17 protein-coding genes are annotated in these 21,200 nt (G+C 33.3%); 10 read left to right on the forward strand and 7 right to left on the reverse strand.

Annotated features, from left to right (window positions below; all coding sequences use genetic code 11):
* Nucleotides 1–28: 28 nt before the first annotated feature.
* Complete coding sequence (locus ABXT64_RS10625) at nucleotides 29–2,347, forward strand: ATP-dependent helicase (RefSeq protein ID WP_443632908.1); 2,319 nt, start codon at nucleotides 29–31, stop codon at nucleotides 2,345–2,347.
* On the opposite strand, the gene ABXT64_RS10630 is transcribed toward ABXT64_RS10625, so the two are convergent.
* The gene (locus tag ABXT64_RS10630; RefSeq protein ID WP_443632909.1) at nucleotides 2,344–3,258 is read right to left on the reverse strand and encodes a prolyl oligopeptidase family serine peptidase; all 915 of its coding nucleotides are present in this window, start codon (nucleotides 3,256–3,258) and stop codon (nucleotides 2,344–2,346) included. The two genes, ABXT64_RS10625 and ABXT64_RS10630, sit on opposite strands and share 4 nt — an antisense overlap.
* 93 nt (nucleotides 3,259–3,351) lie before the next feature.
* Entirely contained in the window at nucleotides 3,352–4,236 is an 885-nt protein-coding gene (locus ABXT64_RS10635) for an alpha/beta hydrolase fold domain-containing protein (RefSeq protein WP_443632910.1), read from the reverse strand.
* 128 nt (nucleotides 4,237–4,364) lie between these two features.
* Here ABXT64_RS10635 and ABXT64_RS10640 point away from each other — a divergent pair, with 128 nt between their 5' ends.
* A complete protein-coding gene (locus ABXT64_RS10640) occupies nucleotides 4,365–4,982 on the forward strand; it encodes an L-threonylcarbamoyladenylate synthase (protein ID WP_443632911.1) in 618 nt (205 codons plus the stop codon).
* Between the two features lie 69 nt (nucleotides 4,983–5,051).
* On the opposite strand, the gene ABXT64_RS10645 is transcribed toward ABXT64_RS10640, so the two are convergent.
* From ABXT64_RS10645 to ABXT64_RS10655, 3 genes are all read right to left on the reverse strand, one after another.
* Nucleotides 5,052–5,915 carry an OmpA/MotB family protein gene (locus ABXT64_RS10645; RefSeq protein WP_443632912.1) on the reverse strand — a complete coding sequence of 288 codons (864 nt, stop codon included), beginning with the start codon at nucleotides 5,913–5,915 and terminating at the stop codon, nucleotides 5,052–5,054.
* Nucleotides 5,916–5,995: 80 nt separating this feature from the next.
* Nucleotides 5,996–6,994: a glycosyltransferase family 2 protein gene (locus tag ABXT64_RS10650; protein WP_443632913.1), complete on the reverse strand. Its 999-nt coding sequence runs from the start codon at nucleotides 6,992–6,994 to the stop codon at nucleotides 5,996–5,998.
* A 150-nt stretch (nucleotides 6,995–7,144) separates the two neighbouring features.
* Nucleotides 7,145–7,600: a type I restriction enzyme HsdR N-terminal domain-containing protein gene (locus ABXT64_RS10655; protein ID WP_443632914.1), complete on the reverse strand. Its 456-nt coding sequence runs from the start codon at nucleotides 7,598–7,600 to the stop codon at nucleotides 7,145–7,147.
* Nucleotides 7,601–7,643: 43 nt separating this feature from the next.
* Between ABXT64_RS10655 and holA the strand changes: the two genes are divergently transcribed.
* Nucleotides 7,644–8,648, forward strand: a complete 1,005-nt coding sequence (holA, locus tag ABXT64_RS10660) for a DNA polymerase III subunit delta (protein ID WP_443632915.1) — start codon at nucleotides 7,644–7,646, stop codon at nucleotides 8,646–8,648.
* 108 nt (nucleotides 8,649–8,756) lie between these two features.
* On the opposite strand, the gene ABXT64_RS10665 is transcribed toward holA, so the two are convergent.
* A complete protein-coding gene (locus ABXT64_RS10665; RefSeq protein WP_443632916.1) occupies nucleotides 8,757–9,119 on the reverse strand; it encodes a DoxX family protein in 363 nt (120 codons plus the stop codon).
* Between the two features lie 86 nt (nucleotides 9,120–9,205).
* Between ABXT64_RS10665 and menA the strand changes: the two genes are divergently transcribed.
* Genes menA through ABXT64_RS10690 form a run of 5 tightly spaced genes read left to right on the forward strand, consistent with a single transcriptional unit; the run spans nucleotide 9,206 to nucleotide 13,956 of the window.
* A complete protein-coding gene (menA, locus tag ABXT64_RS10670; RefSeq protein WP_443632917.1) occupies nucleotides 9,206–10,153 on the forward strand; it encodes a 1,4-dihydroxy-2-naphthoate octaprenyltransferase in 948 nt (315 codons plus the stop codon).
* A gap of 25 nt (nucleotides 10,154–10,178) precedes the next feature.
* Nucleotides 10,179–10,859 (forward strand): metal-dependent hydrolase, encoded by a 681-nt coding sequence (locus ABXT64_RS10675; protein WP_443632918.1) that lies wholly within the window; start codon nucleotides 10,179–10,181, stop codon nucleotides 10,857–10,859.
* Nucleotide 10,860: 1 nt separating this feature from the next.
* Nucleotides 10,861–11,904, forward strand: coding sequence for an o-succinylbenzoate synthase (locus ABXT64_RS10680; RefSeq protein ID WP_443632919.1), 1,044 nt, complete (start codon nucleotides 10,861–10,863; stop codon nucleotides 11,902–11,904).
* A gap of 2 nt (nucleotides 11,905–11,906) precedes the next feature.
* A complete protein-coding gene (locus ABXT64_RS10685; RefSeq protein WP_443632920.1) occupies nucleotides 11,907–12,869 on the forward strand; it encodes a lysostaphin resistance A-like protein in 963 nt (320 codons plus the stop codon).
* A gap of 7 nt (nucleotides 12,870–12,876) precedes the next feature.
* A complete protein-coding gene (locus ABXT64_RS10690; RefSeq protein WP_443632921.1) occupies nucleotides 12,877–13,956 on the forward strand; it encodes an AMP-binding protein in 1,080 nt (359 codons plus the stop codon).
* A 477-nt stretch (nucleotides 13,957–14,433) separates the two neighbouring features.
* Here the strand turns inward: ABXT64_RS10690 and ABXT64_RS10695 are convergent, their stop codons facing one another.
* Nucleotides 14,434–14,736, reverse strand: coding sequence for a hypothetical protein (locus tag ABXT64_RS10695; protein WP_443632922.1), 303 nt, complete (start codon nucleotides 14,734–14,736; stop codon nucleotides 14,434–14,436).
* Between the two features lie 563 nt (nucleotides 14,737–15,299).
* Between ABXT64_RS10695 and ABXT64_RS10700 the strand changes: the two genes are divergently transcribed.
* Nucleotides 15,300–19,136 carry a thrombospondin type 3 repeat-containing protein gene (locus ABXT64_RS10700; RefSeq protein ID WP_443632923.1) on the forward strand — a complete coding sequence of 1,279 codons (3,837 nt, stop codon included), beginning with the start codon at nucleotides 15,300–15,302 and terminating at the stop codon, nucleotides 19,134–19,136.
* A 46-nt stretch (nucleotides 19,137–19,182) separates the two neighbouring features.
* Nucleotides 19,183–21,198, forward strand: a complete 2,016-nt coding sequence (locus tag ABXT64_RS10705; protein WP_443632924.1) for an Ig-like domain-containing protein — start codon at nucleotides 19,183–19,185, stop codon at nucleotides 21,196–21,198.
* Nucleotides 21,199–21,200 lie beyond the last annotated feature (2 nt).

Genomic DNA, 21,200 nt, shown 5'->3' on the forward strand with positions numbered 1-21,200 from the left:
TCACAGTTCATTTCTACTAATAAATACATTGCAAGAATATTTAAAACAATTAAACGAAGCCCAACTCGCTCCTGTTCTACATAAAGACGGAGCATTGATTGTTATTGCAGGAGCTGGCTCAGGTAAAACAAGAGTACTGACCTATCGAATTGCATACCTTATGTCACAAGGTATAGATCCTTTTAGCATATTAGCATTAACATTTACGAATAAGGCAGCACGTGAAATGAAAAAACGTATTGCTGAAATCGTAGGTAGTAGTGAAGCAAAAAATATTTGGATGGGTACTTTTCATAGTGTCTTTGCAAAAATATTGCGTTTTGAAGCAGATCGATTGGGATATCCTTCCAATTTTACGATTTATGATACGCAAGATTCTCAAAGTGTTATACGAGCAATTATTAAAGAAATGCATCTTGATAAAGATATTTATAAGTATAAACAAGTATACTCTAGAATATCTTCCTATAAGAATAGCTTAATAACAGTGAAGGCTTATTTTAATAATCCCGAATTAGTTGAAGCAGATGCAATGGCAAAACTTCCTAGAATGGGAGATATTTATAAAGGATATGTAGACCGTTGTTTTAAGGCGGGCGCCATGGATTTTGATGATCTTTTATTAAAAACAAACGAACTTTTAACGCGCTTCCCAGATGTGTTAGCAAAATACCAAAATCGTTTCAGATATATCTTGGTTGATGAGTATCAAGATACAAATCATAGTCAGTATTTAATTATTAAAGCATTAAGTGATCGTTTTCATAATATATGTGTAGTTGGAGATGATGCCCAAAGTATTTATGCCTTTAGAGGAGCGAATATTAATAATATTTTAAACTTTCAGAAAGATTATGACGATGTAAAAATCTACCGCTTAGAACAAAATTATCGTTCAACAAAAAATATAGTAAACGCAGCGAACAGTATTATTGAAAAAAATAAAACTCGGATCGAAAAAGTGGTTTGGACTGCAAATGCTGAGGGAGCTAAGATTAAGGTAAATCGTAGTATGACCGATGGAGATGAAGGACGTTTCGTAGCCGGGTCTATTTTTGAAATTAGAATGAATAATCAGATTTCTAATGGAGATTTTGCTGTGTTATATCGCACCAATGCACAATCAAGAGCTATTGAAGATGCGTTAAGAAAACGTGATATACCTTACAGAATTTATGGCGGACTAAGTTTTTATCAGCGTAAAGAAATTAAAGATGTTATTGCTTATTTAAGGCTTATTTTAAATCCAAAAGATGAAGAAGCCTTAAAACGTGTTATAAATTATCCAGCACGTGGAATAGGGCAAACTACCATGGAACGACTGATAGTTATTGCGAACCAATACAATCGTTCGATTTTTGAAGTGATTCAAAATTTAGATAAAGTTGAGATTAAAATAAATGCAGGTGCTCGAACGAAGCTTCAAGATTTTGCAATCATGATTCAAAGCTTTCAGGTATTAAATGAAGGTTATGATGCATTTCAGATAGCAGAACATGTAGCAAAGAAAACAGGATTACTTACAGACTTAAAAAAAGATGGAACTCCTGAAGGAATCGCAAGAATTGAAAATATTGAAGAACTACTCAACGGAATGCGTGATTTTGTTGAAGAACAAAAAGAAATCGCTGATACCACAGGTGCTCTTTCTGAGTTTCTAGAAGATGTTGCACTTGCAACCGATTTGGATAATGATAAGGGAGATGAAGATAAAGTTGCTTTAATGACCATTCATTTAGCAAAAGGACTAGAATTTCCATACGTATATGTTGTTGGGATGGAAGAAGATTTATTTCCTAGTGGAATGAGTATGAATACCCGAAGTGAATTAGAAGAAGAACGTCGTTTGTTTTATGTTGCTGTAACAAGAGCAGAAAAACAAGCCTTTTTAACCTATGCACAAACACGGTACCGTTGGGGAAAATTAATTGATGCAGAACCGAGTCGTTTTATAGAAGAAATTGATGAAGTTTATTTAGAATACTTAACTCCCAAAACAGAGGGTAGATATAAAACATTGTTAGATTCCGATATTTTTGGTGAGGTAGATAAAAGTAAGTTGAGGTCCAATAAACCAAAATCGGGGACACCACCTGCAGGTCCTTCCGAATCTCAATTGAGAAAATTGAGAAAAATGAGACCTGCCACAAGCGCTAGTGATAAAAATTTCAATGCAGAAGAACTTAATCTTATCGAAGGAACATTAGTAGAACATGTCCGCTTCGGAAAAGGCACCATTGTAAAAATTGAAGGCAACGGTGCAGACACTAAAGCCGAAATTAAATTTGAAAATGGTGGATTAAAAAAATTGTTGCTTCGTTTTGCTAAATTGAATGTAATATCCTAAATAGAAAAATGATTTGCGATAAATCTATTTAATTTAAGGTCAACAAATTCCATGGTTTCTTCACTCCAGTTTCCATGACCTTCGCCGTCAAAACGAAATAGTCGTTTTGGAATATCTTTCTTTTTCAATTTTCTTTTAAGTTTTTTTGCATTCGCTACAGGAACAATATTATCCTCTTTACCATGAAAAATTATTGTAGGACTTGTATCCCAGTTTACACGAAGAGCCGGGCTTAATTTTCTAACCAAATTTTGGTTTGGAGGATATGCATCTACATCGACTAATTTGTCAAATAAACTTTCAAAATTTGGTTTGTCAGTGTAAAATGAGTTTGTGAAATCAGTTGGTCCAGATAGTGTACAAACCATCTTAACTCGGTCTAATTCGTCATAAACAGAATCGTACATTAAGGCTAAATGACCTCCAGCACTTCTACCAATAAGAGCAAACTCAGGGTTAATTTGAAACTCTGTACTTCTAGTGCAAAGCTCATCTAAAAGAGTACTAATGTTATAAAACTGATTTGGAAATGCATGTGTGTTATCATTAGAAAGTACATAGTTCATATTAACAATAGCATGATGTGGGTTTGCATTTTGCAAGATTGGAATTAAATCTTCCATAGCACTTTTGTCACCACTAATCCAGCTTCCGCCATGAATTAACACAATTACTTTTGTAGTGTTGCTTGATCTTTCATCAGGTAAATAAATATCAAAAGTTTGTTGAGAATTTTCTCCATAGCTAAGATCTTGTATGGTAACAGATCTGCTATTTAATATCGTTATATTTTCAATAATAACTAATTCAGAGTCGTTGCCCTGTAAATTTTTCTCTATTTGTTCAGGAAAACATGAAAACAGGAAGCAAATACTTAATAGTAACACGGACTTTTTGTAGATTAAGAACATATAAATAGGTTTAAGTGTAAATATATGTAATATTTATCCTACATCCTATTGAAAATTCATATTTTAAATTTAATAAATCAAATCAAATCAAAATTAATTTATGGGTAGATGAGTGTTAATAAAACTAATTAATTGTTCTGTTAAGTTGTTTAAGCTTTCATCACTCCAACCTCCATGACCTCCTTGATATGTTGTGTAGCTATGGGTTACTGAATTATTTGTAAGTGCCATGTCTAAATTATTTCCATTAGTTATAGGAACTAATGGATCATCACTACCATAAAATAATATAGTAGGGCTGCTAAAACCAGAAACATGAAAAAGAGGGCTAGTAATTTCTGCATAATTTGATTGTGGTGGGTATGCACTTTCATCTATTAAAGCTCCTACTAAAATTTCAAATAATGGATCGTCTGCATAAAAGGGATCAGTAAAGTCTGTTGGACCTACAATATCACAAACCATTTTTACTTGATCATTTGAATCGTATAAATAATCATACATAAGTGAGAGGTGAGCTCCTGCACTAGTTCCAATTAAGCCAAATTCAGGCAGGATCTGATACTCATCTTTTAAGTTAGTAAGTTGAGAGATCGCAGACTCTAAATCTATAAATTGATTAGGAAATGCTGGAATCGAAAATGGTACAGCTAGTATATAATTGATATTTACGATGGCATGATCGGGATGATTAAATTTTATAAGATCGATAAAATCATCCATATCAGATTTATCACCACTTGTCCAACCACCTCCATGCACTAGTGCGATTACTTTTGTTTTTTCTGAAGTTCGATTTGCAGGTAAATAAATATCATAAACTTGTTGCGAATTAGTACCATAAGAAACATTTAACAATATAGATTCTTCTAAAGGCACCGTGTTTATATCGTCTGAATTTGAATCATCAGGGGAACAAGAATTAATAATCGGTACAAATAGAAGGAGAATCAATAAATACTTTAAATGCTTTTTCATGTCAATTTGTTTTATCATGAAACGTAATTAATCTGTTTTTATGTTATTGTAATGATTATTTGTGTTTATTTTATAAAATATAATTAATTTTATCACTTAAATAACAGTCCTTTAAATTTCACAAATTCATGGCAGAATTTATTAAAATTTACGAAGAGAATCCAAACAGTAAGCATATTAAATATATCGCTGAAGTAGTAAGAAAAGGAGGCTTAATAATATATCCTAGCGATACTGTATATGCTTTAGGCTGTGATATTACAAATAAGAAAGCTCTTGAAAAAGTAGCCCGAATTAAAGGAGTTAAGTTAGAAAAAGCTAATTTTTCATTTGTATGTAAGGATCTGAGTAATTTATCTGAATTTGTAAAGCAAATAAACACTTCTTCATTTAAAATATTAAAAAGAGCATTGCCGGGGCCTTATACCTTTATTTTACCTGGAAATAATAATTTACCTAAAGTATTTAAAAATAAAAAAGAGGTTGGGATTCGAGTTCCAGATAATTCGATAGCTAGAGCTATAGTTACAGAACTTGGAAACCCTATAGTTTCTACATCTATTTATGATGAAGATGAAATTATTGAATATACTACAGATCCAGAACTTATTTATGAGAAGTGGGATAAGTTAGTTGATATTGTTATCGATGGAGGCTATGGTGATAATGTGCCTTCAACAGTGATTAGTCTTTGTGGTGACGAACCTGAGCTAATAAGAGAAGGAAAAGGGAGTCTAGAAATTTAATACAGAATTAAAAATATAAAAAAACCCAGCTTTATGCTGGGTTTTTTGTTTACACTAGTATAAATACTATTAGTTACCTTCTTCTGTTGAAAGAGTTTTCATTTCAGTTTCAATCATTTCATAGAATTGATCAATTTTAGGTAAAATATAAATCTTTGTTCTTCTGTTTGTAGACTTGTTATCAGCACTGTCATTAGGTACTAAAGGTACAAATTCACTTCTTCCCGCAGCAATTAACTGAGCAGGACTAGCACCAAGTTCCACTAATTTACGAACTACAGCAGTAGAACGCTTTGCACTTAAATCCCAATTGTCAATTAAAACACCTTTCTTGAAAGGGTCGTTGTCTGTATGTCCTTCTACTAGGGCTTCGAAGTTTGGTTTACCATTAATAACAGTAGCTACTTTTCCTAGAATTTCATTTGCTCTTGAAGATAGGTTATAGCTTCCGCTTTTAAATAACACTTTATCACTTAAAGAGATAAATACCACCCCTTTTTCAACATTAATCTCAATGTCTTCATCATCTAGACCCACTTCTTTTTTCAAGCTGGATACTAAAGCAAGGGTTACACTATCTTTTTTGGTAAGAGCGTCCTGTAAACGACTTATTTTAAGGTCTTTTTCTTTTAAGCTTTCCAAAGATTTTTCAAGGTTAGAAGCTCCTAGTTTCGTTAACATTGTTAAATCCTTAGAACTTATTATTAAATCTTCTTTATCTTTTTTTAGCTCAGCTAATCGTTTTTCTAGAGAATTAGCACGAGCCTCAGCAAGTGATTTATCACTTTCACAAGAGTTTAATTTTACCGTACAGGTATTTAATAAATCTGATTTTGTTTTATACCTTGCTTCTAATTCAGCAAATTCTTTTTTAGAAACACACGAGGTGAAAATGAAACCAAAGCAGGTTGCTAGGATGAGTATTTTTTTCATAATGAATATAGTTTAGTTATACAAAAATATTAAAACTTATAGCAGATAAAAAATGCTATTAAGAATAATTTAGGTTTTAATTAGTAATTATTGTTAAAGGTACGTTTTTTCAGAATAAAATAATTCCATACAATCGATTTAATAGCATAATATTTAATCGTACTTGCATGCACTTTTCTTTTCTTTAAATAAAAAGGAAGCAAACGGTAAAAACTGAAATGAGCATGAATTATTGCAAGGCAATGTTTAATTTTTCCTTGAAATATAAATTGAACCCCAGCAATACCATCAAGTATTAATCGTATAAATAATAAAACCCAAACACTCGAGCCTTTGTGGTTTTTGAGTAACGTGAGTAATGAATTTCTAAAATTATAAAATGTTTTCTTTGGATTAGAGGCTGAAAGTGTAGCGCCACCTATATGATATACCTTAGATGAACCAATACAATAAATTTCACTGCCATTTGCTTTCATTCTCCAACATAGATCAATTTCTTCTTGGTGTGTAAAATAGGTTTCATCTAGGGCACCAGACTCCCAAAAGGAGGATGATTTAACAATTAAACAAGCACCCGATGCCCAAAATATAGGGTGGTTATCATTAAATTGCCCTGTATCCTTTTCAGTAGTATTAAAAATCCTTCCACGGCAATATGGATAGCCTAATTTATCAATAAACCCTCCAGCAGCTCCAGCATATTCAAAATGAGATTTGTCTTTATAATCTAATATTTTTGGTTGAGCAGCAACTAATTTTGGATTGTTTTGGAATGCTTTTATAATGGGGGATAACCAATTTTCAGTTACTTCGACATCACTATTTAATAGCACATATAAATCTTCAGTAAGATTTTTTAAAGCATCATTATAGCCTTTTGCATAGCCTCCGTTTTCTTTATTCTGAAGTATATGTACAGAAGGAAAGTTGTTTTTTACAAATATAACCGAATCATCTGTAGACGCATTATCTGCAATATAAATAGCTGCTTCATTTGAAGAATAATTTATAATTGAAGGTAGAAATTGCTCTAATAAGCTTTTTCCATTCCAGTTTAATATTACAATTGCGACTTTCACACGTTTAAATTTTAATAATTATTTTGTATTAATCTAATTATAAAATTGAGAACGTGTGTAACCACTCGTTTCACTCATTCTCACATTAAAAATTTTAAATATACTTTTAATATTTATTAATGTTCGTTTCATTTATACAAAGAAACAGGTTTATTTTAATTGTGGAGCATATTCAGGAATGTCTTTTAAGAATGTATATTTTTCATTTTTAAAATCCATTTCGCAATAATAATGGTCTAAACCATTAGTCGTCATTAAATAACTAGCATGTAAAACAAAATTATAACGTGCGATTTGATCAAAAGTTTTCTGATCTATTTTTATAGCGGGAGCTTTACATTCAACTATAATATGAATACTTCCATCGGAATTATAAACCACGATATCATATCTTTTAATAGTATCATTGAGTTTTATTTGCTTTTCTACATTAATATGCAATAAAGGATAGCCTTTTTCAGAAATCAATAAATGCAATACATGTTGTCTCACCCATTCTTCGGGTGTTAAAAGCACGAATTTTTTTCGAACAATATCAAAAATCAACGTTTTATTTTCGTTACTTTTGAATCTGAAAGTATAGGAAGAAAAATGTAATTCTTGCATACGGCAAAGTAACTATAATCCATTAATTATTCAATAGAAATTTGTGCCTTTAGAAAAAGCAAAACACATTGTAGAAAGTATTAAGAAAGGAGCTATAAAACCCGTTTATTTTTTAATGGGAGAAGAAGCTTATTATATTGATGCTATTTCAGATTTTATTGAAAAGTCCATTTTAACTGAAGAAGAAAAAGGGTTTAATCAAACAATCCTTTACGGCCGTGATGTTGCCATTGATGAAATTGTAAGTACTGCAAAACGATTTCCAATGATGGCAGAAAAACAAGTGGTCATCGTAAAAGAAGCGCAAGATTTATCTCGAACCATAGAAAATTTACTTTCCTATGTAGAAAACCCACAACCTTCTACCGTTTTAGTACTCTGCTATAAATATAAAAGTTTAGATAAGCGTAAAAAACTTATTAAAGCCATTAATAAAAATGGAGTAGTGTTCGAAAGCAAGAAGTTATACGATAATAAAGTGCCAGATTGGATACGAAGGGTTTTATCAGGAAGAGGGTATACAATTACTCCAAAAGCTTCGCAGATGCTTTTAGAATTTCTTGGAAATGATTTAGGGAAAATCAATAATGAATTAGAAAAATTACAATTGATCATCGCAAAAGGAGCACAAATAACTCCTCAGATTATTGAAGAAAATATTGGGATTAGTAAAGATTATAATAATTTCGAATTACAAAGTGCCATCAGTAAAAGAGATTTTAAAAAAGCTTTTGGTATCATCCAATACTTTGCTCAAAACCAAAAAAATCATCCTTTAGTGATGACCATCGCTTTAATGTATAGTTTCTTTTCAAAAATATTAAAATACCATGCACTTACTAACAAGTCTGAAGCACCTAAGGCTTTAGGAGTGAGTCCTTATTTTATTAAGGAATATGAAGTTGCTTCAACAAATTACCCCATGAAAAAAGTGAGTACTATTATTGCCTCTATTCGAGAAATAGATGTTAAAAGTAAAGGGGTTGGTGTAGCAAGTATTTCACAAGCAGATTTATTAAAAGAACTTATTGTTAAAATAATGAACTAATATATAGTTGCAGGCAACTAATATTTTTCAAAAAAGCTAGTTTAGCTACCATAGTTATGTAAAAAAAAAACCGCTTATCATTGATAAGCGGTTTTTTATGTTCTAGCGTTATTTTCTTAAAGCAAATTTACCGCCACCAAATAATGCAATAGCAATAAATGCAAAAGCATAAAGTAGCGCTAATTCTTTTTTGCCAATAGGATCACTACCATGAACAATAAATGCAGCAACCAGCATTGTAATCGCAGGAGGAATTGCCATCCATCTTGTTTTAATCCCTAGAATAATTAAGATAGGGCAAATGGCTTCGCCGATCACAGTAAGTATTAATGTAAATCCACTACCAATTCCAAGAGGGTCTGGAAACCCCATATCTCCTTGAATCAATTGTAATAGCTTTGGAACTCCATGCGTAAGCATCATTCCAGAAAATCCTAAACGTAATAAAAGTAATCCTAAATTTGTGTTCATAGTTTTGTGTATATTTTTTATTTTTTTGAAGTGAATAAAAATACAAAACAATTTTTAAACGTATTTTTGTATATCAAACCTCCAAAATGAATACTATAAAAGCTTGGATTGCTGCAGCTCGATTACGAACATTACCCTTATCTGTTTCGGGTATTATTGTGGGAGCTTCCTTAGGATATAATTTTTTTTGCAATTCTAAAGCTGATGTTTTAAGTACTGATTCAGCAATCTGTGTTTTAGGGTTATATGAATCGACCACATTTTGGTTAGCGATATTAACCACTATTGGATTTCAAATACTTTCAAATTTTGCTAACGATTATGGAGACGGTATTAAAGGAACCGATGATGATCGTCAAGGAGAAAAAAGAGTAGTAGCTTCTGGTTTAATTTCTGCACATAGCATGAAAAAAGGAATGATTGCCACAACGATTATCACCCTATTGATTGCTCTTCTTTTAATTTACACAGCATTAGGAAGTAAAGATGTATTAATGTCTATTGTGTTTTTTGGATTAGGAACACTTTCAGTGGTTGCAGCTATAACTTATACGGTAGGTAAAAAGCCATACGGTTATTCTGGATTTGGGGATGTTTTTGTATTTTTATTTTTCGGATTATTAAGCGTATTAGGTAGTTATTATTTATTTACACAAGATATTTTTTTAGACATATTGCTTCCCGCTATAACTATAGGGTTTTTCAGTATAGCGGTATTAAACCTGAATAATATGCGAGATATAGAAAATGATAAAAAACATTCAAAAAATACATTAGTTGTTCTCTACGGAATGGCATTCGCAAAAAAATATCATTTTACATTATTAATAGGAGGAATGCTTTGCGCTATTATATATACACTCTCACATTATCATGCCCCGTTACAATTTATTTACCTGTTGTCATTTACACCTATAATTTTAAATATAAGGACAGTGTATAAAAATGAGAACCCAATTCTATTAGATTCAGAATTAAAGAAAGTAGCATTAAGTACTTTTGCTTTCGCCCTATTATTTAGCTATTTGCATTAAAATTTAAAGATTATAATATAAGCACATGAAAATCACTTTTTACGGTCAAAATACGTTAGCAATAGATGTTTCTGGTAAACACATTCTTGTCGATCCTTTTATTTCAGGGAACCCATTTTCTAAGGATAAAGTAGATGTTTTATCTCTAAAAGCAGATTATATATTACTAACCCATGCACATGAAGATCATGTGTTAGATGCTGAAGCCATCGCAAAAAATACAGGTGCAAAAATTATAAGTAATTATGAAATTGCAATGTATTATCAAGCGAAAGGAATTGATGTTCACCCTATGAATCATGGGGGAAGCTGGCAATTCGATTTTGGGAAAGTAAAATATGTGAATGCAATTCATACAAGTTCATTTGCAGACGGAAGTAATGGAGGACAACCAGGAGGTTTTGTAATAGAAGGAGAACATAAAAATATATATATAGCAGGAGATACCGCTTTAACTATGGATATGAAATTAATTCCACTCACTACAAAATTAGATCTAGCAATATTACCGATTGGAGATAATTTTACGATGGGTATTGATGATGCGATTTTAGCTAGTGATTTTGTGGAATGTGATAAAGTATTAGGAGTTCATTATGATACATTTGGTTTTATTGAAATAGATCATGAAGTTGCTAAACGAAAATTTTATGATGCTGAAAAAGATCTTATGTTATTAGAGATTGGAGAATTTTTAGAACTTTAAATTGAAAGCGTCCTTCCAAAAATATATTCTAAATTTTAAAACTCCTAGTGGGACTTCTCGTGGTGTCTTAAAGCAAAAAGAAACATGGTTTTTATTGTTGAAAAACGATAACAAAATTGGTATTGGAGAATGTGGAATGTTTCGTGGATTAAGTATTGATGATCGCCCAGATTTTGAAGAAAAATTAAAATGGGTTTGTAATAATATTCAATTAGGAGAGGAAGACTTATACCATAAATTAATTGAGTTTCCAGCCATTCAAATTGGAGTGGAAATGGCTTTTAAATCATTAGAAGCGAATACTACTTTTGAATTATTTCCTTCTGAATTTACTCAAAATGAACAAGAGATTCCTATAAATGGATTAATTTGGATGGGAGACAAGCGATTTATGAAGGAGCAAATTCTTGAAAAAATAACACTAGGATTTCATTGTATAAAAATGAAAATTGGTGCCATTGATTTTTCAACTGAATTGGATATTCTTCATTCAATACGAAAAGAGTTTTCAGCTTCCGATTTAGAATTGCGAGTAGATGCAAACGGAGCTTTCTCACCTTCTGAAGCATTAGAAAAACTGAAGAGACTTTCAGACCATCAATTGCATTCTATCGAACAACCTATTAAACAAGGGCAATGGACAGAAATGGCTCATTTGTGTGAAAATTCTCCCTTAGATATTGCATTAGACGAAGAATTGATTGGGATTTATTCAGAAGAAAAAAAGAAGGAGTTGTTACATTTAATTAACCCTCAATATATTATATTAAAACCTACATTAATAGCTGGTTTTAAAGGTGCTGACAGCTGGATATCACAAGCTGAAACTAAAAATATTGGTTGGTGGATCACTTCAGCTTTAGAAAGTAATGTGGGCTTAAATGCTATTTCACAATATACCTTTACAAAAAATAGTACATTGCCTCAGGGTTTAGGAACAGGTAGTCTGTTTACAAATAATATACCTTCCCCTTTAGAAGTTTGTAACGGAGCTTTAAGGTATCATACTAACAAGAAATGGGATTTAAAAAACCTTAATAATTAACTATGTATATAGCACAAGCATTTAATTGGAAGCATGAACCTTGGAGGTATTTAGTAGGAACCCTATTAATATTTTTAGTAGGATGGCAATTTATAGGTGTTGTACCGCTTTCAATAGTATCGTTTTTAAAAGCTGTTAGCTTAGAAGAATTTATGGAGGCTAGTTTAACGGGCTTTGCTTCTTTATATCCTGCCAAAAGTAATTTGTATTTATTTTTAATGCTCACTACATTTATTGGTGGTTTTATCGTGTTACTTTTTGCTGTTAAATTTCTACATAATCAATCATTTAAACAATTAACAACGTCAAGAAAGAAAATAGATTGGGGGAGAATAGGTTTTGGTTTTGGACTGATTGCTATAATTTCTATCGCTTTTACATTATTAGATTATAATTCGAATCCAGAAAATTATGTATTTCAATTTGAAGTAGTTCCATTTCTTATTATGGCATTAATAGCGATTGTATTTATTCCTATACAAACTAGTTTTGAAGAATATTTTTTCCGTGGTTATTTAATGCAAGGAATTGGAGTACTTGCTCGTAACAAATGGGTTCCATTATTAATCACTTCTTTGATCTTTGGAGGCCTACACTTTTTTAATCCAGAAGTAGAGAGGCTGGGTAATATTGTAATGATTTATTATATAGGGACTGGTTTATTTCTTGGTATTATTACGCTCATGGATGAAGGAATGGAATTAGCATTAGGATTTCATGCCGGAAATAACCTTATAGCAGTTTTATTAGTAACGGCAGATTGGACTGTCTTTCAAACCAATTCAATTTTATCAGATATTTCTGAACCTACAACTGGTATTGAGGTAATTATACCTGTTGTTGTATTTTACCCTATCTTAATAGCTATTATGGCCTGGAAATATAAATGGACCAATTGGTCTGAAAAATTGTTGGGTAAAGTTCAACCACCACCTAAAATTGAACCGGTAGATTCTACTAATTAATCTCATTTTGAAAACAAGCTCACAACCGTTACATCCAGTTTTTAAATTTAATGGCTTGCATTATAATAAAATGGAGTTGTTAGATTTCGCAAAAAGTCTAGTCAAAGAAGGTGCCCCTCATGAAATTGATATTGGGAAGTTTATTCAAAAATGGTTTGATGACACTGAAACAATTACGGTAACAACTTCTGGTTCTACAGGAATACCGAAAAGTATTACAATTCGTAAAGAGTTCATGGTAAATAGTGCAAACGCTACAGGTATGTTTTTTAAATTAGGATCTGGAACATCAGCACTTTTATGTTTACCACCCAAATATATTGCTGGAAAGATGATGTTGGTAAGAGCTATGATTCTTGGATGGGATTTACATGTTGTAGCTCCAGAAAAAGATGCATTAACCCAATACGATAATAAGTATGATTTCGCAGCAATGGTACCATATCAAGTACATCATTCAATTCATGCATTAGAAAAAGTGGGAAAATTGATCATTGGAGGAGGAGATATTTCGAATGAATTAAATGAAAAACTTCAAAAGGTATTTACAGAGGCTTTTGCTACCTACGGAATGACTGAAACAGTTACTCATATTGCCGTGAAAAGGATTAATGGTTTAGCTAAATCTGAAGAATTTACAGCACTTCCTAATGTAAAATTATCACAAGATGAAAGAGGTTGTTTGGAGATAGATGCTCCTAATATTTCAGGTTCAAGAGTAATAACTAATGATATTGTTAAATTAACGTCTGAAACCACATTTAAATGGCTTGGACGATATGATAATATAATTAATAGTGGAGGTATTAAAATGAATCCAGAACAAATTGAGGAGAAACTTGCTCCACATATAGATTTACCTTTTATTATTTCTTCAGAAAAAGATAATGAATTAGGTGAAAGAATCATTATAATAGTTGAAAACAAAGATAAGATTGAGCTCCCCAATTACGCTGAAGTATTTTTAAATTTAGAGTCGTATGAGCGTCCTAAAAGAATTTATTCCTTTTCAAAATTTCCTTATACTGAAACCGAGAAGATTAAAAGAAAAGAGATTTTAAAATCTATTTCTAAGTATAAGAAGTAGTCTTTTCTTTTTATTAAAATTCATGCAAATAAACTATTAATAATATAATTGAATCGATTCTAGTACAGATTGTTTAATTAATTGAGTGGTATAATCAGGTAATCCACCTGTGTATTGAATTTGAGAAATATTTTGATTTGATAGAATTGAAAAAATCATAGATGAAGCAAAATAAGTTCCTGAAACACTAGGATGAATGCCATCTGGATGAAGAAGTTCAACTCCGTTATTTTCATTCGTAAAATCTCGCCAACCTTAGCCAACTGGAATTACCTTATAGTTTGTTATGTCAGAAGCTTCATTGTACACTGAAGCTAATTGTTCGGTCTTTTCAGGTTGCCCTTCATAAGCCCATGTTATAAATAAATAAACAGAAGTAAATGTTGGTATTTCTTCCTTAAATGCAAGTATAGATTCTATTGTTTCTTCAGGATTTATAGATGCAATGACTCCATTTTCTTGTAAAATAATATAATCTCAATCTTTACTATTAATACTTCCTACTGTAATACCTGACATTAAATGCTCTTTTAATGAGGCTCCTGAAACAGATACAGAGCTAGTTTCTACAATTACATCAGGGTTACCTGCTTCATAAAATTTTTGAACATGAAAATCAATACCGCTATTAAAAAGAGTTAAACTATTACCAATGAATAGAATATTAATTGCGTTTTCATTATTTGTGTTTTCATCATTATTTTGAGAGGGAAGTGTTCGATCAATATCATTACTACAAGAAACTAAGAATAATAAAATAAACAAAGGAAGTATTTTCATTTTAACAATTTTTTTATGTTGAATTTAATGAAAATTAAGAACAGTATGAATTATGTAGTTCTTATAATGAATTTATTTATAGATTCTTATAATAAATCGTACTCAAAGAGTCTAAATAGAGTTTGTCGATAACCAGGATTGGTTTTCGACTGAGTTTTGGGACTGGCGAAATTCTTGACCCGGGAGTTTATTACATAGCTAGCACTTTATCTATAGGAGGAAACCTACCTAAAAGTAAGTTTGAACGATACATATTGTTCATTCAGCTAATACTCTAGTAGTGCTTTTATGATTATTATATTTTTACTATAATATTTCGAAATGAGCACTATTAATTAGGAAACAATTAGCTAATAATTAACGAAAAAGTACTCGTTGACCTTTTAATTGGCAGATAATAGTAAGGGAATCAATTAAGGCTTTATAAATGTATATAGTTTATAATTTAAAAAATTGTATAAAAATCACGAAAAAATTAGAAAAAGTGTATAAAATTTTCAATAGAGTAAACATCTTATAAGTATTAACAAGATTACTGAATAAACCTTTTACAATTATTAACTATGAACAAAAAATTACTTTTCAGTTTAACAACTATCGCACTATTATTTTTTTCAAGTATAAGTTTTAGCCAAACAGTTAATTTAGGTATACTTACCTCTTTTGAAGCTTATACTGGCTCAGGAGACATAACAAATTCAAGCGGAACCGTTATCGGAGATGTTGGCTCAAATTTAGGAGTTGCTAACGGATTTGATCCAGTTTCTTATCCAGCTTATGAAGGTAACATATACAGTATGAATGCTGCAACTCAGCAGGCTCAATTTGATTTACTTAGGTTGTATATTCATCTTAATGATCTTCCTGTTGATGTTCCTAACCCTCTTGACCTAGGAACTGACTCCCCTCATGCCGCGACTTTTGGGACTGGCGAAATTCTTGACCCAGGAGTTTATTACATAGCTAGCGCTGCATCTATAGGAGGAAACTTTACTCTTGATGGAGGAGGAAATCCGGATGCTTTTTTTGTAATTAAAATTAACGGAGCCTTGACAGCGACGGGCACTACAAATATGATTTTAACTGGTGGAGCACAGTCTTGTAATGTGTTTTTTCTTGCTAATGGCGCTATTACTGCTGCGGCAGGTGCTATTTTAAAAGGGACCTTAGTTTCAAAGGGAGGTGCTATTGGTCTTGCTGCAGGTGCTGAACTTGAAGGAAGAATGTTTAGTATGGCTGGAGCAATAACTTTAGGGCTTGGTGCTAACGCAATCCCACCTCCTTGTACCAGTACCATTCCAGTATTTTGTGAATCGGGCTGTGATCCTGCTGCTGCTGTAGATGTTTTAGGAACTGTTGCGGACTTTGCACTTTTTGCTAAAAATGGTGCTGTTGGTAATACAGGTATATCTGGAGTTAATGGAAATATTGGCTCAAATACAAACGCAGTATCTGGTTACGGAGGTGGAGTTCATATCGGAACTGTGGAGACGATAAATCCAGTTACACAACAAGCGGCAGATGATTTAGATGATGCTTATGATGCACTTATGCTTTTGGAACCTACAATAACAAACGACAACACGGGGAGGCCGATAGATCTCCCGCTTCATACTGCTAATTTCTTTAATGAATTTATTGTTCCTGGGGTTTATGAAATAACGACAGCAGGGTCTGTAGCAGGAACTATTGTTCTTGACGCGCAAGGTAATCCGGATTCAATATTTGTTTTAAGGTTTGGTGGTGCAATTTCTGTAGCGGCAAATACAAATATGGTTTTAATTAATGGAGCGAAGCGTTGTAATATTTTTTGGCTTGGTGGAGCTGGTGTTGCCGCTGGTGCAGTTAATATAGGGGCTTCTTCTATAGTGTCAGGGTATTTCTTTGCTAATATAGGAGCATCTAATTCAGGAGCAGGTGTGTTTCTAGCTGGTGGACAGTTTTCTATATCTGGTGCAGTAAATACTGATACAGGGATACTTTATGATAATCCAGAATGTATTACTTCTACGCCTTTGCAACCGAATCCAGCTTTCGGCTTGGTAAAAACATCCAGCGTTGGAGGAACGGGAATAGTAGGGGATGTGATCACTTATACTTTTGCGTTAACCAATATAGGGCCTGTGGCTTTAACTAATATTACTGTCACGGATCCAATGCCAGGGTTGACGATTACTGGAAACCCAATTGCTACTTTGGACATCGGTGTTGTTGACGAAACTATCACAGGAACCTATACTATTACTCAAGCTGATGTTGATGCAGGTAGTGTAACCAACTCGGCCACTGCTGCAGGTCAAGATCCGGATTCACTTAGCATAACCGATACTTCGGGTACAGCAAATGACAATGACGATTCTACTATAACAACCGTATTGGGTACCGACACAGATGGTGACGGTGTGATTGATGCTGATGACAACTGTCCAGATATTCCTAATGCAGATCAAGCAGATGAAGATGGTGATGGTGTTGGTGATGTTTGTGATATCTGTCCTCTTACTCCTGCTGGTGAAACAGTAGATCTAGACGGATGTTCTGCCTTACAAGCAGATGATGACAATGATGGTGTTTTAAATAATGATGACAACTGTCCTAATACCCCTGCTGGTGAACCAGTAGATGTAGACGGATGTTCTGAATCACAATTAGATGATGATGGCGATGGTGTTTTTAATGATGCTGATAACTGTCCTAATACTCCTGCTGGTGAACCAGTAGATGTAGACGGATGTTCTGAATCACAATTAGATGATGATAATGATGGTGTTTTCAATGATGTTGATAACTGTTCCAATACACCCGCTGGTGAACCAGTAGATGTAAACGGATGTTCTGAGTCACAATTAGATGATGATAATGATGGTGTTTTCAATGATGTCGACAACTGTCCTAATACCCCTGCTGGTGAACCAGTAGATGTAAACGGATGTTCTGAGTCACAATTAGATGATGATAATGATGGTGTTCCAAATGATGCTGACAACTGTCCTAATACACCCGCTGGTGAACCAGTAGATGTAGACGGATGTTCTGAATCACAATTAGATGATGATAATGATGGTGTTTTCAATGATGCTGATAACTGTCCTAATACTCCTGCTGGTGAACCAGTAGATGTAGACGGATGTTCTGAATCACAATTAGATGATGATAATGACGGTGTTTTCAATGATGTTGACAATTGTCCTAATACCCCTGCTGGTGAACCAGTAGATTTAGACGGATGTTCTGAATCACAATTGGATGATGATGGCGATGGTGTTTTCAATGATGCTGATAACTGTCCTAATACCCCTGCTGGTGAACCAGTAGATGTAAACGGATGTTCTGAATCACAATTAGATGATGATGGCGATGGTGTTTTCAATGATGCTGACAACTGTCCCAATACACCCGCTGGTGAGCCAGTAGATGCAAACGGATGTTCTGAATCACAATTAGATGATGATAATGATGGTGTTTTCAATGATGTCGACAACTGTCCTAATACCCCTGCTGGTGAACCAGTAGATGTAAACGGATGTTCTGAGTCACAATTAGATGATGATAATGATGGTGTTTTCAATGATGTCGACAACTGTCCTAATACCCCTGCTGGTGAACCAGTAGATGTAAACGGATGTTCTGAGTCACAATTAGATGATGATAATGATGGTGTTCCAAATGATGCTGACAACTGTCCTAATACACCCGCTGGTGAGCCAGTAGATGTAAACGGATGTTCTGATTCACAAATAGATACAGATGGAGATGGTATTCCAGATATTTATGATACGGATGATGATAATGATGGAATAAGTGATGCAGATGAAATCGCAACAGGAACAGATCCATTAGTACCCGATCCAATAGATACAGATACAGATGGTGATGGTATTTCAGATGCAGACGAGTCAGATGAGACGTCAGGAACAATAACAGACACGAATGGTAATGGTATATCAGATGCAACTGAAGCATTAGCAGACTTTACTCCATCTATGAATATTGATTCTTTTGTCTTTTTATCTGAAGGTGATGCAAGAGATTTTGTTGTAAATGTTTCTGAAATTATAGGCGGACCATCGGTTGGGGAAGTAGTTGTTAAACTCTCAAAACCAGACGGGTTTTCTATTACCTATAATGATTTTACTGGCAATTCTAATGTAGATGGCGGTATTCCAGTTAATAATATTGATTGGGTACTAAGTGAAGATGTCTCATTTATAACAATGACATTAAAACCAGGTGTTGTTATTGGATCAAATTTATTTTCACGTATTGGTTTTAATATTGAGCGTAATTCAAATGTGCCTTCTCAAACTTATCAACCTATTACAGTTACAATTGTAGAGGGATCAGGATCAGATAGTAATAACAATAGTGACACTTACAACATTGTTGTTCAAGCTCAATAATTATAGGCAATCCTCTAAAAAAATGTTAACACTAAACAATAAAAACATGAATCCTCTAAATAAATTAATAATACTGTTTTTTACTGTATTTATGTTTATACCGAAAGGATATTCACAAAACAACGCAGACCCTGGAATTGGAATTATAATGACGCCACCAAGTGTGACGCAAGGTTCTATGGGTATTTTGAGTGCTAATGTAGGTAATTATGGTAACGGAACTATAGTTGAAAATTCATTACAAGTTACTATTAGTGTTGGCGCAAATGCTGAAATTATAGGAATTGATTCAGGAAGTGACATGCGTTGGAATCAATCGAGTTTAACAACTGGTTCTGCAAACACAATAAAATTAACAAATTCAAGTGGAAGTTTTAGTTCTTTTGATGTTGGACATATTTTGCTTACTGTAAGAGGTAATACGGTGAGTGATGCAAATGGAATTTTAGGAAACATTGTATATATCTCTGCTGAAAACCCTTTATTGTGCGGAGGTTGTCCTTCACCTGCTCCACTAAATGCTTCTCAAGGGAATGCTAATAGTTCAAATGACAACTCATCTACAAGTTTGGAAGTAACTACTTTACTAGATGCAGAAGATGACATTAACCAAACACTAGTAAACATTTCAGTAGATGGTAATGTAGTAACCAATGACAATGGTCCTGTGGGAGATATCTTAATAGTAAGTACCACACCAGTAAGTGGACCCGTTAATGGAACCGTAGTATTAAACTCAGATGGAACATATACCTACACACCAAACACAAGTTTTATAGGCGAAGATATCTTTATATATGAGGTTTGTGATACTGGAATTCCAGCGTCATGTGCTACAGCTAGAGTAGTGATCACTGTTATAGGACCATTTTCCAATGGAGATTTCGCGCCATCCGTACAAGATGATAATGCAACAACAGAACCAAACATTAATGTAGCTATTAATATATTAGATAATGATACTGATCCAGATGGTATGATAGATCCTACTACGGTAAGTTTAGATCCAAGTACAATACCTGGAGCGATTTGCACCAGTACAGTAGATGGTGATTGCCTGGTCGTTACTGTACCAAATGAAGGAATGTATACGGTAAATCCAACAACAGGAGTTGTAACCTTTGATCCAGAATCAAGCTTTACTGGAGAAACTACACTGTTAGGTTATACGGTGTGTGATGATACCACTCCAACACCCTTGTGCGATGATGCTACCATTATGGTAGTGGTTAGTGATCGAACGGTAAATGAGATGACAGCAGAAGATGATGCAAATATCGGAAATGCTGGAGATACTTTATCGGCTAACGTATTATCAAATGATATAGATCCAGACGGCAGTACAGGTACACCAGATGTAAATAGTGCTACCGCTCCAACAGCTACAGATGGTAGTTACGGACCTTTAACATTAGGAACTCCAACTATAATTTATGGAACAGATCCAAATAACCCTGGAATGTTTATAGAAGCAGGAACCCTAACCTTAAATACGGATGGAACATATACTTATGTGGCACATTCAGGCTTTGAAGGCGCAGTATATGTCCCATACACAGCTTGTGATAATGATGTTGATAATGCTTGTGATAATGCTACTATTTATTTAACAACTCTAGCGAGAGGAATATCGGATGTGACACCAATTATTAGTGTTGCACCGAATGTGATGCAGGGACAAACAAATTTTTATATAACTGTTAGGATTACAGAATTAAATGTGGAGAATACCAATGGAGTGATTATCGTCAAGATACCAAAAGACACTCGTTGGGTGTTAGATGGTCCTTATCAGCCTGGGCTTGAAATGCTTGGTGGTACAGAATTAAATAATTCAGATTGGGATTATTCAGAGGATGCAAATTCTCATATTTTAACGACAACAATAGGAACGGTTATTACAGAAGGTGGTTTCTCCTATTTTGGATTCAATGCCATATGGGATCCAGGCCAAACAGCAGGAGTCTTTACGATTACTTCCCAAATTAATGAATATAGTGGAGGAGAAGAAAATATCGGCAATAACGTTGATGCAGAAAGTTTAAATTATTTTATTGAATAATA

The organism is Candidatus Marifrigoribacter sp. Uisw_064, from assembly GCF_047730175.1.
Classification (GTDB): Bacteria; Bacteroidota; Bacteroidia; order Flavobacteriales; family Flavobacteriaceae; genus Marifrigoribacter.

What these genes read in the sequence shown, in the direction of transcription:
- ABXT64_RS10630 (WP_443632909.1), bottom strand. Translation starts at nt 3,258, where the DNA reads ATGTTCTTAATCTACAAAAAGTCCGTGTTACTATTAAGTATTTGCTTC.
- ABXT64_RS10635 (WP_443632910.1), bottom strand. Translation starts at nt 4,236, where the DNA reads ATGAAAAAGCATTTAAAGTATTTATTGATTCTCCTTCTATTTGTACCG.
- ABXT64_RS10640 (WP_443632911.1), top strand. Translation starts at nt 4,365, where the DNA reads ATGGCAGAATTTATTAAAATTTACGAAGAGAATCCAAACAGTAAGCAT.
- ABXT64_RS10645 (WP_443632912.1), bottom strand. Translation starts at nt 5,915, where the DNA reads ATGAAAAAAATACTCATCCTAGCAACCTGCTTTGGTTTCATTTTCACC.
- ABXT64_RS10655 (WP_443632914.1), bottom strand. Translation starts at nt 7,600, where the DNA reads ATGCAAGAATTACATTTTTCTTCCTATACTTTCAGATTCAAAAGTAAC.
- ABXT64_RS10665 (WP_443632916.1), bottom strand. Translation starts at nt 9,119, where the DNA reads ATGAACACAAATTTAGGATTACTTTTATTACGTTTAGGATTTTCTGGA.
- menA (WP_443632917.1), top strand. Translation starts at nt 9,206, where the DNA reads ATGAATACTATAAAAGCTTGGATTGCTGCAGCTCGATTACGAACATTA.
- ABXT64_RS10675 (WP_443632918.1), top strand. Translation starts at nt 10,179, where the DNA reads ATGAAAATCACTTTTTACGGTCAAAATACGTTAGCAATAGATGTTTCT.
- ABXT64_RS10685 (WP_443632920.1), top strand. Translation starts at nt 11,907, where the DNA reads ATGTATATAGCACAAGCATTTAATTGGAAGCATGAACCTTGGAGGTAT.
- ABXT64_RS10695 (WP_443632922.1), bottom strand. Translation starts at nt 14,736, where the DNA reads ATGAAAATACTTCCTTTGTTTATTTTATTATTCTTAGTTTCTTGTAGT.
- ABXT64_RS10700 (WP_443632923.1), top strand. Translation starts at nt 15,300, where the DNA reads ATGAACAAAAAATTACTTTTCAGTTTAACAACTATCGCACTATTATTT.
- ABXT64_RS10705 (WP_443632924.1), top strand. Translation starts at nt 19,183, where the DNA reads ATGAATCCTCTAAATAAATTAATAATACTGTTTTTTACTGTATTTATG.